This is a genomic window from Nocardia asteroides (genome assembly GCF_021183625.1).
GTDB lineage: Bacteria > Actinomycetota > Actinomycetes > Mycobacteriales > Mycobacteriaceae > Nocardia > Nocardia asteroides_A.
Genome location: NZ_CP089214.1, coordinates 6,537,431 through 6,550,751 on the forward strand (window position 1 = coordinate 6,537,431; position 13,321 = coordinate 6,550,751).

The following is a 13,321-nucleotide window of genomic DNA, read 5'->3' on the forward strand; positions in this document are numbered from 1 at the left end:
TTCGTGTCGAAAAGGAAGAAATGGCACGAGAATGTAATTTCCGAAGGTGCATTACACTGCTCTCGAACCGATGGAGGTGCGCGATGACGGAGTCGTCGGTGCGGCGCATGCTGGCTGTCTTCGACGTCGAGCCCGCCGGTCCCGGCCGCTTCGCGGGGACCAGCGACGGGGGCTCGCGGCGGGTGGTCGACGGCACCCAGTTGCTCGCGCAATCGCTGGTCGCGGCCGCGAAGACCTTCGAGGACAAGGTGATCCGCTCCGCGCACGCCACCTTCTCGCGCGCGGTCGATCCGGAGCGGCCGGTGGAGTTCGTGGTCGAGCAGACGCACCGCGGCCGCTCGATGGCGAGTGCGGTGGTCGGGGTGGAGCAGGGCGGGCGGCGCTGCGCCACGGTCTCGGTGCTGGCCGACACCCCGACGGACGACGTCGTCCGGCACCACGTGCCGCGCCCCGAGGTACCCGGCCCGGCGGCCGCGGTCTCCGTCGACATGCCGCTGACCGGCCGCGACCTGCGGATCGTCGGGGTGGCCGACGTGAACGACCCGGACGAGGTCGGCCCGCCGGAGCTGCACGCCTGGCTGCGCTACGACCCGATCCCGGACCGCGACGACCTGGCCAAGGCGCTGCTCGCGCACTTCACCGGGCACCTCTCGGTCTCCGCCACGCTGCGCGCGCACCCCGGCGTCGGCACCGCCCAGGCGCACCACACGATCTCCACCGCGCCGATGACGGTGGCGGTGCGCTTCCACGAGCCTGCCGGGTGGGACGGGTGGCTACTGTATTCGCACGAGAGCATCCAGGTCGGCGCGGGCATGTCCTGCGTGCGCGGGCTGGTGCACACCGAGGACGGGCGGCTGATCGCCTCCTTCACCCAGGAGGCGATGATCCGCCCGCTGCGCGGGGACGACACCGCCATCCCGGCGGAGGCCCGGCTGTGAGAAGGGATTTGCGGTGACCGATCACCCCGGCTTTCTGACCCGCCCCGACTACCGGGTCGACATCCACCTCCGGCGCAACCTGATCACCGTGCACCACGGCGAGGTGCTGGTCGCCGAGAGCATCCGCGCGCTGCTGGTGGACGAGCAGGACCACGGTCTGGTCTTCTACCTGCCGCGCGCCGACGTCCGGGTGCAGCTGGCGGCCGACGAGTCGCGCGCGAGCAGCTGCCCCTTCAAGGGCGCCGCGACCTACTGGCGCTTCGACGGCGACGGCGGCGAGGCGGTGGTCTGGAGCTACGAGGACCCGGCGCCGCAGGTGGCGCTGCTGCGCGGGCACGTCGCCTTCTACCAGGACCGGGTGACGCTGCGGGTCGGGGTGGCGACCCCGGCGGTCAGCGGCAGGGACTGAGCTCAGCGCTCGAGCCTGGGCAGCACCTCGGCGGCGAAGAGCTCCATGGTCGCCTCGGCCTCGCGCGGCGAGACCAGGAAGACGACCGCGTCGATGCCGTGCGCGGCCCGCTCGGCGAGCTGCTCGGCGACCATGGCCGGGGTGCCGACGTAGCCGTCGTCCAGGCCGTAGGCTGCGGCGCCGTACCGGCGTTCGGCCCGCGCCCGCACCGCGGGCAGCGCGGCCTCGTCCGGGGCCAGCGCGAGCACCGCCTGGTGCGAGCGCGCGATGGTGGCCGGATCCCGCTGCACGGCAGCGCATTCGCGCTCCAGCGCGGAGGTGAGCGCGGGCCGGTCGCGCAGGCCGTAGGTGGGGATGTTCCAGACGTCGGCGTACCGGGCGACCAGCGGCAGCGTGTACTTCGGCCCCGCCCCGCCCAGGTGGATCGGCGGCCGCGGCCGCTGCACCGGGCCTGGCACGTTCGGCAGCTCGGTGACCCGGTAGTGCGCGCCGGCGAAGGTGGTCGGCTCGCCGGTGAACATCCGGGTGACGATCTCCAGCGTCTCGCCGAGCCGCGCGGAGCGCTCGGCGGCGCTGCCCCACGGCAGCCCGGCGCGGCGGTGCTCCTCCGCGACCGACCCGCTGCCGATGCCGAACTCCAGCCTGCCGCCGGAGATGACGTCCAGCGTGGTGGCCATCCGGCCGAGCAGCGCCGGGTGCCGGAAGCCGTTGCACAGGACGAGGGCGCCGACCCGGAGCGTCTCGGTGCCGCAGAGCAGCGCGGTCGCGGTGGTCCACGCCTCCAGCGCGGGCTGCTCGGGCAGGCCGGGCGCGTAGAGGTGGTCGAAGACCCAGAACGTGTCGAAGCCGGTGCGCTCGGCGGTGCGCGCGAGGTCGAGCAGCGCGCCCGCGTCGGCGACCAGCTGGGGTACGAAGATCCCGAACCGCATCTCCCGACGGTAGCCCAAACACCCGGTCGCGCTCCGCCCCGACCTGGCCGGCGACATCGCCGGCTTCCAGGCGCTCTACGCCGAGATGTTCGCCGAGTACCTCGGCGACGCGCGCGGCGAACTACGCGGAGAACCTGGTGATCCTCGGAGGTGAGCAGACCGGGCGCAGGAGCTGGTCGGGGTGGGGCCGCCCGGTGACGCCGCCCGCCGCCCGCCGCACCGATTGCGCCCGGACGAGTTCGACCCGCCGCGGCCGTGAACGACCACGGGGAGGCATGGTTCGACGAGGACGCGGGCACGATCGGCCGGCTGTACGCGGAGATCCTGCGGCTCGGCCGGGAGCCGCAGTCGATCGCCGAACTCGCCGCGAAGCTGCGGCTTCCGCTCACCTCGACCAAGGTGCTGGTCGACGACGGCCTGCTGGAGTTCCGCGAGCCGGTGCCGCTCGACCGGGACACCGATGCCGCCGACATCGGTGTCCTGCGCGCGCTGCTGAAGGGAATCGAGGCGCTCTAGGCGAGCGTCGCGGCCAGCCTGCCCGCGTTCATCCAGCCGATCGCCTCGATCGAGACCATCGGGTTCACCCCGGACGCGGTGGGGAAGCAGGAGGCGTCCGCGACGACCAGGTTCGGCACCTCCCAGGTGGCGCCGTCCGGGTTCAGCGCGGAGTGCTCGGCGCTGCCGCCCATCCGGGCCGAGCCCATGATGTGCAGCGCCGCCATGGCGCACTGGCCCGGCCCGTACCCGGCGCTCGCGCAGCGGGCCGCGAAGGCGGCGTGGTCGCCGCGGCTCCCCGGCTCGTACGAGGCGCCGGACTGGTGCCCGGAGTTGATCGCCCGCGCCCCGGCTGCCTCCAGGATCTCGGCGGCACCGGTGATCCCGCGGTGCAGGTGCGCGCGGTCCCGCGCCGAGAGCGTGTAGTGCACGATCGGCTCGCCCGCCTTGTCCACGGTCACCGTGCCGTGGTCGCGGTCCCTGGTGATCACGCCGATGGCGACGGTGTTGCCCAGGTTCAGCATGGCGGCGCGGTGCGCGTCGGCGCCGAGCCAGTTCATGAAGCCGACCAGCATGCCGGGGTGCATCGGGCCGGTCTCGTAGATGACGCCGTAGCCGTCGCCGTCCAGATCCGCGTGCTGCCGGGAGATCCGGGTCTGCAGCCCGCCCTCCCAGGGCCGGATCTCCTCGTCGAAGGTGCCGAAGACCGCGGAGGCCGGGTGCAGCCGCAGATGGTCGCCGATGTTCTTGTTCCGCAATCCGGAGCGGCGCAGCAGCGCCGGGGTCTGGATGGCGCCCGCGGCGACCACCACCGCCCCGGCCCGCACGGTGAACTCGGCGCCGTCGGCGGTGCGCGCGGTGACGCCGGTCGCCCGGCCCGCGCTGACCTCGACCCGGCGCACGTCGGCGCCGACCACCAGCCGGGCGCCGCGCTCGGCGGCATCGCGCAGCCAGGTCTTGGTCGCCGACTGCTTGGCGCCGATCCGGCAGCCGTAGCCGCAGCGGCCGCACTCGGTGCCCGCGTCGCAGGCGTCGGTGACGTTGCGCGGCAGGGTGTCCAGCTCCCAGCCGAGCGCGGTGACGCCGCGCGCCAGCACGCCGTCGCGGGCGGAGAGCGGGGAGCGCTCCGAGGTCACCGCGATGCGGCGCACCACCTCGTCCATGGCGGCGCCGTACTCGTCGCCGGCGAACTGCTCCGCGCCGAGCGCCGCCCACTCCGCGCGCACCGCGTCCGGGGTGCGCAGCGAGGTGCTCCAGTTGACGACGGTGCCGCCGCCGAGGCAGCTCCCGGCCACCAGGGTCAGCTGCCCCTCGGCGGTGGCCTGCGGGCCGGGGGAGTAGAGCGTGGTGAGGGCGTCGAGCTCGCCGTTCCCGAAGTCGGCGTCGTCGTAGTACTCGCCGCGCTCCAGCACCACCACGTCCAGCCCGGCCGCCGCGAGCCTGGCCGCGGCCGCGCCGCCGCCCGCTCCGGAGCCGACCACGACGACATCGCAGTCGAGCGTTTCGGAGCCGTTCGGGCGCAGCGGTTTCAGGGCGGGCTCGGGTGCCGTGGCCAGCGGGCCCGGCGCGGCCGGGTACCCCATTTCCTTCCACAGCGGGTTGTCGCCGTGCGGGCCGGGGGTGGTGTAGTACGAGAGCAGCGCCGCCTGCTTGAGCGCCTGGAAGATCGCGCGCTTGGGGGCGAGCCGCGAGTTGCCGAGGCCGAGCAGCAGCCGCTCCCGCTCGGCCTGCGTGCGGGCCGAGAAGCGGCCGGGGGCGCCGCCGGTGAGCAGCGCGAGCAGCGGGGAGTCCCAGATCCCGAGCAGGGTGGCGAGCTGCCTGCCCTCCGCGGCGCGCGGATTGCGGGCCAGCAGCCGCAGCACGACGTCGGGAACGCCGAGCTCGGCGGCGGAGGGCAGGGCGTTGCCGTCACCCGGTGCGAACGTGTCGCAGATCAGCGTGAGGGCTGCCCGCTGACGTGCGGTGAGGTCCATGCGAACTCCCGGCGGTATGTGAATCACGACTCACATGAATAGGCTGTCGCGGAACCATAGCCTGCACGACAGCCGGGAGTAAAGCAGCGAAGACCAGGAAGTTCTTCCGGAATCCCGGATTACTTCGGTGCCTCACCCGTGGTCGCGCGGTCGCGCCAGACGTCCAGGATCTCGGTGGCGAAGCTGCTGGTCGGCAGCGGCGGGCGCTGGCCGGTGGCGACGTGCGCGGCGAGCGCGGCCAGCCGGGTCGCCGCCCGCGCGGGCCAGCCGTTGGCCAGGGTCCAGGCGTAGACGTCGTCGCCGGTGAAGCAGTGGCCGTTCTCGTGCGCGATGCTCAGCACCGCGGCGGCGTCCCTGCGGTCCTGTGCCGCGGTGAGATTCGAGGCCGGGTCGACCAGCCCGGAGAGCGTCGTCAGCGCCTCGGCCACCACCGGGTCCAGCCGGGCCGCGCCGGGGGGCGGCACCGCGGGGCCGAGCAGCCGGGGCTGCGCGGCCTGCGCCCAGGCGGCGACCTCGTCCAGGCTGTTCGGCACCACGCAGAGCGCGGTGGTGCGGCGGTCGTCGGCGATCCGGGTGAGCTCCTCCGGGGTCGGCCAGGCCGCGAGCACCGGGCCGCCGCGCCAGGTCGTGGCCGGCCTGCGCCAGGTCGCCACCAGCGCCCTGGCCTCGTCGACGAACTCGCGCAGCCACGGGTTGTCGTCGACATTCGACCGGCCCGGCGCGTAGACCAGCGGCGTCCCGCCGAAACGGCGGGATCTGCGGGCGACCCAGGCAATTCCGTCGGACAGCCCGGGGTCGTCACCGACAGCGGTCAGTGCAGTCGGGTAACGCCATCGGCCCGCGGCAGACATGGGCACCATCCTCGCATTACTGCGAGCGTCGGGTGGCGAGTGTCCGGTTCGAATGTTTCGGCGATCAACTGGTCCAACCAGTTGACCAGCGGCGCATCATGCGGGATGGTGGGGGAGTGGACATCACCCCGGTCACCCGCGCCTCGGTCTCCGACGAGGTCTTCGGGCAGCTCGTCACCGAGATCCTCGCCGGGCGGCTGGCGCCCGGCGACGCGCTGCCCGGCGAGCGGGAGCTGGCCGAGCGCTTCGGTGTGAACCGGCACGCGGTGCGCGAGGCGCTCAAGGGGGTCAGGCAGGCCGGGCTGGTCCGGATCGCGCAGGGCGGCAAGACCAGGGTGCTGGACTGGCGGGTCAGCGCCGGGCTGGACGCGCTCTCGGCGCTGGCCGAGACCGGCGCGGTGCCGCCGGTGCGGATGCTGCGCGATATCGCCGAGATGCGCCGCAGCGTCGCGGCGGACGCCGCCCGGCTCTGTGCCGAGCGCGCCACCCCCGAGCAGCGGGCCGCCGTCACCGCGGCCGCCGAGCGCTACCCGGCCGCCACCGACCGGCCGGTCGACGCCACCGCCGCCGACCTGGACTTCTGGACCGCCGTGATCGACGGCTCCGGCAATATCGCCTACCGGCTCGGGCTGAACACCCTGGTCGCGGGGTTCGGCGCGATCGGCTGGCCGGTGATCGCCGACCTCGGGCTCTTCATGGAGTACGTGGACCGCGCCGCGCACGCCGAGCTGGCCCGCCGGATCGCCGCCGCCGACGCGGAGGGCGCGCACGCGCTCGCCACCGAGCTGCTCGGCCGGATGGTGGCGCTGCTCGCGGGCGGGGTCGAGGAGTAGCGATGTTCGACCTGATCCTGCATGCCGTCCCGGTCTTCGTGCTCTGCCTCGCCCTGGAGGCCGCGTCGTTCCGCTTCCTGCCGGACGAGGACGAACTCGGCTACGAATTCCGCGATGCCAGAACCAGTATCGGCATGGGGCTCGGCAGCGTGGTGGTGAACGCGGGCTGGAAGCTGGCGCTGGTCGCCGTGCTCGCCGCCGCGTACACGGTGTCGCCGCTGCACCTGCCCGCCGACACCTGGTGGTTCTGGGCGCTGCTCTTCCTCGCCGACGACCTCGCCTTCTATTGCTATCACCGCACGCACCACACCGTCCGGGTGCTCTGGGCCAGCCACGTGGTGCACCACTCCAGCCGGTTCTTCAACCTGTCGACCGCGCTGCGCCAGCCCTGGACGCCGTTCACCGCCATGCCGTTCTGGCTGCCGCTCGCGCTGCTCGGCTTCCCGCCGTGGGCCATCCTGCTGCAGCAGTCGGTGAGCCTGCTCTACCAGTTCTTCCTGCACACCGAGCGGGTCGGGAGGCTCTGGGCGCCGGTCGAGTTCGTCTTCAACACGCCCTCGCACCACCGGGTGCACCACGGCGCGAACCCGGAGTACCTGGATCGCAACTACGGCGGCATCCTCATCGTCTGGGACCGGCTTTTCGGCACCTTCGAGCCGGAGCTGGCCCGGGTGCGGTACGGGCTCACCACGAATATCGCCACGTTCAACCCGGTGCGGGTCGCCACCCACGAGTTCGCCGCGATCTGGCGGGATGTGCGCGGGGCGGCGTGCCTGCGGGATCGGTGGGGGTTCGTGGCGCGCGCGCCGGGGTGGCGGCCCGCGGATCAGTAGGCGAAGCGGGCGACGGCGCGGCCGACAGCCGCGCCCATGGCGGGGCTACCGGTGTGGCCGGAGTCCTCGATGATGTGCAGCCGGGCCTCCGGCCAGGCCTTCGCGAGGTCCCAGGCGGTTTCCAGCGGGGTGGAGAGGTCGAGGCGGCCGTGGATCAGCTCGCCGGGGATGCCGGTGAGCCGGTGCGCGTCGCGCAGCAGCACACCCTCCTCGAGCCAGGCGGCGTGCGCGAAGTAGTGCGTGCAGATGCGGACGAAGGCGAGCAGCGCGGTGTTCTCCTTGGCGCTGTACTGGCCGGGGCCGCCGAGGGATTCGTGGGCGATGGCGGCGTCCTCCCAGCGGCACCACTCGACGGCGGCACCGCGGCGGACGTCGGGGTCCGGGTGCTCCAGGAGGAGCCGGTAGCCCTCGACCGGGTCGTCCGCGCCGGAGACGACGGCGCGGAAGCGCTCCCACTCGGCGGGGAGGAAGCGGCCGAGGCCGCGGTACAGCCAGTCGGTCTCGCGGCGGCGGGTGGTGGTCACCCCGACCAGCACGATGCCGGTGACCCGCTCCGGGAAGCGCTCGGCGTAGGCGAGGATCAGGGTCGAGCCCCAGGAGCCGCCGTAGAGCAGCCAGCGCTCGATGCCGAGGTGCTCGCGGAGCCGCTCCATGTCGGCGATCAGGTGCTCGGTGGTGTTCACCGCCATGTCGGTGGCGGGGTCGGCCGCGCTCGGCGTGCTGCGGCCGCAGCCGCGCTGGTCGAACTGGACGATGCGGAAGATGTTCGGGTCGAATGTCTTCCGGGGTCCGGGGCTGCTGCCGCTGCCGGGGCCGCCGTGGACGACCAGCGCCGCGCGGCCGTCCGGGTTGCCGCTGGTGCACCAGTAGACGTGGTTGCCGTCGCCGACCTCGAGCAGGCCGTCGGCGTAGGGGTCGATCGGGGGGAAGGGGGGCACGGTGCTCGACGGTAGTCAACCGCCGGGTACGGCCTGGTTTCAGCCGCGCGCGGCGTCGACGGCGGCGCGGGCGTTCACCCGGCCGTGGCCGTACCAGGGGCTGTGGCCGGTGGCGTCGTAGTTCCCGTTCGCCTCGTCGATGCGGTCGGCGGTGCGCTGCAGGATGTCCCGCACCTGGGCCCGGGTGAGGCCGGGGTTCACGGCCAGGACGAGGGCGGCGGTGCCCGCGACGCCGGGGGCGGCGCTGGAGGTGCCGCCGAACTCGGCGGTGTAGTCGCCCGCGGCGTCGCCGAGTGCCGGATTGCCGGGGTTGTAGCCGTTGCGGCCGCGGCGGTCGACGGTCCAGATGCCCGGCGTGCGCGGCGCCGGGTGGTGGAACGGGGCGTGTTCGAAGTCGTTGCTGGGGAAGGCGACGGCGACCGCGGCGCCGGTGTCGCTGTACACGCTGCGGGTGCCGGTGTCGTTGCAGGCGGCCACCGCGAGCACCGCGGGATGGCCCGCGTAGCCGTCGTTGTCGGCCGGCTCGTTGCCGTTGCCCGCGGCGAACACGATCACGCAGCCCTTACCGCCGCGGCCGCTGGTCGCCGCGTACTCCAGGGCCAGCCTGGTGCTCGCCGGGATCGGGACGACCCGCTGGTGCGCCGGGTCGGCGGGGCGGTACCAGGCGCCGTCCGCCGGGCCCCAGCTGCACGAGATCACGTCGGCGCCGTGGTCGGCGGCCCACCGGAAGGCGCGGGCCTCCGCCTGCGAACCGAGCCCGGAGGCGAGCCGGATCGGCAGCAGCGCGGCCTCCGGCGCCACCCCCGACGCGCCCGCGCTGCCCGCCGCGACGGCGACCCCGGCGCAGGCGGTGCCGTGGTTGTCGCCGTTGTCGGGGCCGGTGCCGCTCTGGTCCTTCGGGCGCGGGTCGTCGGTGCCCGCGGTGACGTCGCGCGGGGCGACCACCTTCCCCGCGAACTCCGGGTGATCGATGTCGATGCCGTCGTCGATCACCGCGACGGTGATACCCGCGCCGCGGGTTACCGCGTGCGCCGCCTCGACATTCGCGTGCGCGTTCACCGGCGTCCCGCCGACGGTGGTGGCGCGCAGGTGCCACTGCTGCGGGGCGATGGACTTACGGGCGCGGCGCCGGATCAGCTCCGGGTGGCTGTACTCGACGTCGGGGCGGGCGAGGAGCTCGGCGGCGATCGCGAAGACGCGCTGACCGGTGCGTTCGGGAGCGGCGGTGAAGTAGGCGTTGGCGGCGTAGCCGACCTGTTCGCGCAGGCTCAGCCCGGCGTCGGCGAGCACCGCGCGGCAGTGCGCGGGGTCGGCGTCGTCGGTGAACTTGACGAAGAGGTTCTCGGTGTAGAGGACCGGTTCGCCGGTGGCCGGGTCGGCCAGCACCCGCCCGGCGAACCGGATCTCGGGTGCGGCGTCCAGCGCCGGGATCCGCTCGGCGATCGGTTGCCCGGGCGGTAGCCGGTACACCTCGACGCCCACCTCGGGATGGGCCTGCACGAGGACGGCGCCGGCGAGCAGGTCGCGCAGCGGCAGCGGGACCGAACCGCGCTGCCGCGGCACCGCGGGCCCGGTGGCCGCGCGCACCACGAGCAGGTCGTCGCTCGGCTCGAATGTGCTGCCCGGCTCGTCTGCCCGGCCGAAATACGCAGTGGGCACCGTCTTCTCCTCCGTTCGGGGAACAGGATCTCGACGGTAGTGCCCGCGTTCGTTTTCCCCCACTGGAATGTATAGCGCGAGGTGGGGCTTGCGGCAAGGCCCCGGTGCGGGGTCAGAATCGCTCTCCCGGCCGCCGGACGGCGGCCGGAGAGGAGGGCACGATGCGGGTTCTGATCTCGACGATCGGGTCGCGGGGCGAGGTGCAGCCGGTGGTGGCGCTGGCGCGGGAGCTCGCGGCGGGCGGGCACGAGGCGGTGGTGGTCGGGCCGCCCGACTTCCGCGGGTGGGCCGAACGGCTCGGGGTCGACTATCGGCCGGTCGGGCCGGAGTTGCGCGGGACCGCCCGGCGGGGTTCCGGGCCGCCGCCGAGCGAGGAGCAGCGCCGCGCCATGATCGCGGGCACCGTCGACGCGCAGTTCGAGGCGCTGCTGTCGGTGGCGCAGGGGTGCGGGGCCGTGGTCGGCGGTGGGGCGCTTGCCATCGCGGCCGGGTCGGTGGCGGAGGCCGTCGGCGCCTGCTACTCGTACGCGGCGTTCGCGCCGGTGACCCTGCCGTCGGCCCGGCATGCGCCGCCCGCGTTCCGCGGGGTCGAGGCGGGGACGTGGGAGCAGGATGCCGCGCGCTGGAACCGGCTCTGGGCCGCGCCGCTGAACGCCCGCCGGGCGGCGCTCGGACTCGCCCCGGTCGCGGATGTCCGGGAGCACCTGTTCACCGCGAGCCCGCTGCTCGCCGCCGACCCGGTGCTGGCCCCGTGGCCGGAGCCGGGCGGTGCGGTCCGGCAGACCGGGGCCTGGCTGCTCGCGGAGCCACGGCCCCTGCCCGCCGAGGTGCGCGCCTTCCTCGACGCCGCTGAGCCGCCGCTCTTCGCCGGGTTCGGCAGCATGCCCGAGCCGGGCGGCGCCGCCGCGGCCCTGCTCGCCGCCGCCCGCGCCCTCGGCAGGCGGCTGATCGTCTCGTCCGGCTGGTCCGGCTTCACCGTCGACGCACCGGACTGCCTGGTCGTCGGCGAGCTCGACCTCCGGCAGGTGTTCCCCCGCGTGGCCGCCGTCGTGCACCACGGTGGCGCGGGCACCACGACCACCGCCGCCGCGGCCGGGGTCCCGCAGGTGGTGCTCCCGCAGATGTTCGACCAGTTCTACTTCGCCGACCGCGTCGCGGCGCTCGGCCTCGGGTCGTCGTACCGCGAACCCCCGCAGGGCGACTCGCTCACCACCGCCCTCACCTCGGCCCTCGACGCCACCACCCGCGCCGGGGACGTCGCCCGCGAGATCCGCCACGACGGCGCCCGGCGCGCGGCCGAGCTGATCACCGCGAGCTGAACCGGCCCAACTGCCCGTAGGGCACCAGGTACCCTCCATCGACCCGGCTCCGCCACCCCGCGTCGGTCGGCTCCAGCGCCCGCCCCCCGCCCGCGGGATCCCTCGGCCACGGCTCCCGCAGGTGGATCTGGATGTCGTCCTGCAGAATCCGCACCAGCTCCATCGCGAACTCCGCGGCCGTGGCGCTGCCCGGCTCGGTCGGGTCGAGCGCCGCGCTCGTACCCACCTCCCGCACGGTGATGTTCACCCAGCCCTCGGGCTCCGGCCGCCCCGTCTGCTTCCCGAAACGTCGCCACTCGGCGTCGTATGTGGAGCCGACCTCGGTTGGGAATCCGGTGGATTGCTCGATATCGGCGGCTACGAGCCGCGCTCCGCGAACGGCTTCGTCCATGTCCACGGCCCCCTCTTCACGCGGGGTTGGCGGGGGAGGGTTCCGGGGGACCCCAGCGGAGGGGGCCTTCGGGGCGGGTGACGACCTCGGTGACGGTGAAGTCCATGGCGGACTGGGCGCCGGGGGCGAAGGTGGCGGGGTCGGTGTTGATGGTGGCGGTGCCGGTGAGTTGGAGGGTGCCGCCGGTGGTCCAGTCGGGGATGAGGAGGCCGCAGCGGGGCTGGGTGACCAGGTTGCCGAGGGTCATGAACATGGAGTTGCCGCTGTAGTCGGGCCAGCGGAGCAGGGTGGGGGAGATGGCCTGCAGGAAGCCGGGGTTGCCGCCGCGGTGGGAGGCGTCGGCGCGGCCGGCGGGGTCGGTGCTGGCGATGAAGAAGGTGTCGGCGGCGGTGATGGTGGCGAGCATCGCGGGGTCGAGGTCGGGGCGGCGGTGGGCCGGGGGCGGCGTTGCGGGGTGGTAGGCGATGGGGGCGCGGCGGGCGATGTATTTGGGGCAGTTGCCGTAGACCTGCTCGGTCGTGATTCGCAGGCCGGGGCCGTGCGGCTCGGCGATGCCGTTGACGCGCATGCGCCTGCGGCGCTGCGGTTGCAGGGCGATCAGCCCGATCGGGGCCGCGGTGGTGAGCGCGGCCGCGATCGGGTCGTCCGGGGCCGGGCGGGTGTCGATCAGGAGGGTGCGCTCGTCGGCGACGTGCGCGAAGCCGGGCGGGCCGGTGAGCATGCTCGCCCACACGGCGCCGTCCGGGGCGGTGGCGGCGAGGACGAGGAAGCGCTGCGCCGCCAGGAAATCGGTGGCTACGGCGGGGAGGTCGGGGCGGACGGAGCGGCCGACGTGCTCGGCCGTCTCCGCCTGGCCCATGGCCCGCTGGACGGCCAGCTCGCCGGGGTGGAAGCGCATCAGAAGAAGCCGCGGGTGGGAGCGGAACCGGCGGGTGCGGGGGCGTGGAAAGCCCAGCGCCGGGCGCCGTCGGTCTCGGCCGAGAGCTGCTCGAAACCGAGTGCGCGGCGGTAGAAGTCGACCGAGCGGGCCCGGTCCGAGACGTTCGAGCCGATGTGGCCGGTGGCGAGCTGCACGAGTCCTCCTGCGGCGTGTAACCGTCTATTGCAAGTACGACGGTAAACCGGGCGGCATTCGCTCGTCAACCGTTGAAGCTGGTTTAGCAGGTTAGGAGATACCATCGAGTGTGCCCGATCCGCGCCCGCACCTCGGCGAACCTCTCGCGCTCGACCTGCTGAACACCAGGTGGAACGGTGCGGGCGGCCCGCGGGACCTGCTCGCCGACGTCGACGGGCTGGCGATCTGGCTCGGCACCGCCGGACTCACCGAGCGGGTCGCCGCCGACGCGCCGACGCTCGCTGCGCTGCGCCGCGCACGGGACGCCGTCCACGACACCGTCACCACCGGCGGCCGGGACGCGCTCAACTCCGTGCTGGCGCACGGGCGGATTCGGCGTTCCCTCACCGCGGCGGGGCCGGTGGCCGAGCCCGACATCGGCGACCCGGCCGAACTCCCCGGGTGGCTCGCCGCCGCCGACCTGCTGGACCTGCTCGACCGCGCCGCCGACCGCATCCGGCAGTGCGCGCACCCGGACTGCGTCCTGTTCTTCTACGACACCTCCCGCAACGGCACCAGGCGCTGGCACTCCATGGCCGCCTGCGGCAACCGCACCAAGGCCGCCCGGCACTACGCCCGCCGCAGCTGAACTGCTACCTTGAACGTCGTTCAAGTCAGGGTGTGAAGGGTGTGTGCGCC

At 74.1% G+C, this 13,321-nt stretch carries 15 protein-coding genes; 7 read left to right on the plus strand and 8 right to left on the minus strand.

Going from position 1 to position 13,321, the window contains the following annotated elements:
- Positions 1-83 precede the first annotated feature (83 nt).
- Both LTT61_RS30230 and LTT61_RS30235 read left to right on the plus strand, forming a co-directional pair.
- Positions 84-938, plus strand: coding sequence for an acyl-CoA thioesterase (locus LTT61_RS30230; RefSeq protein WP_233017411.1), 855 nt, complete (start codon positions 84-86; stop codon positions 936-938).
- Positions 939-951: 13 nt separating this feature from the next.
- Positions 952-1,347 (plus strand): DUF427 domain-containing protein, encoded by a 396-nt coding sequence (locus LTT61_RS30235; RefSeq protein ID WP_233017412.1) that lies wholly within the window; start codon positions 952-954, stop codon positions 1,345-1,347.
- Between the two features lie 2 nt (positions 1,348-1,349).
- On the opposite strand, the gene LTT61_RS30240 is transcribed toward LTT61_RS30235, so the two are convergent.
- On the minus strand, positions 1,350-2,276 hold the full coding sequence (locus LTT61_RS30240) for an LLM class flavin-dependent oxidoreductase (protein ID WP_233017413.1): 927 nt from the start codon (positions 2,274-2,276) through the stop codon (positions 1,350-1,352).
- Positions 2,277-2,531: 255 nt separating this feature from the next.
- On the opposite strand from LTT61_RS30240, the gene LTT61_RS30245 reads away from it, so the two are divergent.
- Entirely contained in the window at positions 2,532-2,792 is a 261-nt protein-coding gene (locus LTT61_RS30245; protein ID WP_233017414.1) for a DUF742 domain-containing protein, read from the plus strand.
- Here LTT61_RS30245 and LTT61_RS30250 read toward each other — a convergent pair.
- Together LTT61_RS30250 and LTT61_RS30255 are read right to left on the minus strand one after the other, a co-directional pair.
- Complete coding sequence (locus LTT61_RS30250) at positions 2,789-4,744, minus strand: FAD-dependent oxidoreductase (protein ID WP_233017415.1); 1,956 nt, start codon at positions 4,742-4,744, stop codon at positions 2,789-2,791. The two genes, LTT61_RS30245 and LTT61_RS30250, sit on opposite strands and share 4 nt — an antisense overlap.
- A gap of 119 nt (positions 4,745-4,863) precedes the next feature.
- Positions 4,864-5,595, minus strand: coding sequence for a hypothetical protein (locus tag LTT61_RS30255; protein WP_233017416.1), 732 nt, complete (start codon positions 5,593-5,595; stop codon positions 4,864-4,866).
- Positions 5,596-5,711: 116 nt separating this feature from the next.
- Here LTT61_RS30255 and LTT61_RS30260 point away from each other — a divergent pair, with 116 nt between their 5' ends.
- Together LTT61_RS30260 and LTT61_RS30265 are read left to right on the plus strand one after the other, a co-directional pair.
- On the plus strand, positions 5,712-6,428 hold the full coding sequence (locus tag LTT61_RS30260) for a FadR/GntR family transcriptional regulator (RefSeq protein WP_233017417.1): 717 nt from the start codon (positions 5,712-5,714) through the stop codon (positions 6,426-6,428).
- 2 nt (positions 6,429-6,430) lie between these two features.
- Entirely contained in the window at positions 6,431-7,261 is an 831-nt protein-coding gene (locus LTT61_RS30265; RefSeq protein WP_233017418.1) for a sterol desaturase family protein, read from the plus strand.
- Here the strand turns inward: LTT61_RS30265 and pip are convergent.
- Both pip and LTT61_RS30275 read right to left on the minus strand, forming a co-directional pair.
- A complete protein-coding gene (gene pip, locus LTT61_RS30270) occupies positions 7,255-8,199 on the minus strand; it encodes a prolyl aminopeptidase (protein WP_233017419.1) in 945 nt (314 codons plus the stop codon). The genes LTT61_RS30265 and pip overlap by 7 nt on opposite strands.
- 39 nt (positions 8,200-8,238) lie before the next feature.
- Positions 8,239-9,858: a S8 family serine peptidase gene (locus tag LTT61_RS30275; protein ID WP_233017420.1), complete on the minus strand. Its 1,620-nt coding sequence runs from the start codon at positions 9,856-9,858 to the stop codon at positions 8,239-8,241.
- A 161-nt stretch (positions 9,859-10,019) separates the two neighbouring features.
- Between LTT61_RS30275 and LTT61_RS32765 the strand changes: the two genes are divergently transcribed.
- Positions 10,020-11,177 (plus strand): nucleotide disphospho-sugar-binding domain-containing protein, encoded by a 1,158-nt coding sequence (locus LTT61_RS32765; RefSeq protein WP_269821819.1) that lies wholly within the window; start codon positions 10,020-10,022, stop codon positions 11,175-11,177.
- Here LTT61_RS32765 and LTT61_RS30285 read toward each other — a convergent pair.
- From LTT61_RS30285 to LTT61_RS30295, 3 genes are read right to left on the minus strand one after another with little or no spacing between them, the layout of a single operon-like run.
- Entirely contained in the window at positions 11,164-11,568 is a 405-nt protein-coding gene (locus LTT61_RS30285) for a hypothetical protein (RefSeq protein WP_233017421.1), read from the minus strand. The two genes, LTT61_RS32765 and LTT61_RS30285, sit on opposite strands and share 14 nt — an antisense overlap.
- Before the next feature lie 16 nt (positions 11,569-11,584).
- Positions 11,585-12,466, minus strand: coding sequence for a pyridoxamine 5'-phosphate oxidase family protein (locus LTT61_RS30290; protein WP_233017422.1), 882 nt, complete (start codon positions 12,464-12,466; stop codon positions 11,585-11,587).
- Positions 12,466-12,642: a VOC family protein gene (locus LTT61_RS30295; protein WP_233017423.1), complete on the minus strand. Its 177-nt coding sequence runs from the start codon at positions 12,640-12,642 to the stop codon at positions 12,466-12,468. Before LTT61_RS30295 ends, LTT61_RS30290 begins: the two co-directional genes overlap by 1 nt.
- Positions 12,643-12,752: 110 nt before the next feature.
- Here LTT61_RS30295 and LTT61_RS30300 point away from each other — a divergent pair, with 110 nt between their 5' ends.
- Complete coding sequence (locus tag LTT61_RS30300) at positions 12,753-13,271, plus strand: CGNR zinc finger domain-containing protein (RefSeq protein WP_233017424.1); 519 nt, start codon at positions 12,753-12,755, stop codon at positions 13,269-13,271.
- Positions 13,272-13,321 lie beyond the last annotated feature (50 nt).

Bases quoted from the DNA above. Each gene is read 5' to 3' on its own strand.
- LTT61_RS30255 (WP_233017416.1), bottom strand. From the start codon at position 5,595: ATGTCTGCCGCGGGCCGATGGCGTTACCCGACTGCACTGACCGCTGTC.
- LTT61_RS30265 (WP_233017418.1), top strand. From the start codon at position 6,431: ATGTTCGACCTGATCCTGCATGCCGTCCCGGTCTTCGTGCTCTGCCTC.
- LTT61_RS30250 (WP_233017415.1), bottom strand. From the start codon at position 4,744: ATGGACCTCACCGCACGTCAGCGGGCAGCCCTCACGCTGATCTGCGAC.
- LTT61_RS30285 (WP_233017421.1), bottom strand. From the start codon at position 11,568: ATGGACGAAGCCGTTCGCGGAGCGCGGCTCGTAGCCGCCGATATCGAG.
- LTT61_RS30230 (WP_233017411.1), top strand. From the start codon at position 84: ATGACGGAGTCGTCGGTGCGGCGCATGCTGGCTGTCTTCGACGTCGAG.
- LTT61_RS32765 (WP_269821819.1), top strand. From the start codon at position 10,020: ATGCGGGTTCTGATCTCGACGATCGGGTCGCGGGGCGAGGTGCAGCCG.
- LTT61_RS30290 (WP_233017422.1), bottom strand. From the start codon at position 12,466: ATGCGCTTCCACCCCGGCGAGCTGGCCGTCCAGCGGGCCATGGGCCAG.
- LTT61_RS30240 (WP_233017413.1), bottom strand. From the start codon at position 2,276: ATGCGGTTCGGGATCTTCGTACCCCAGCTGGTCGCCGACGCGGGCGCG.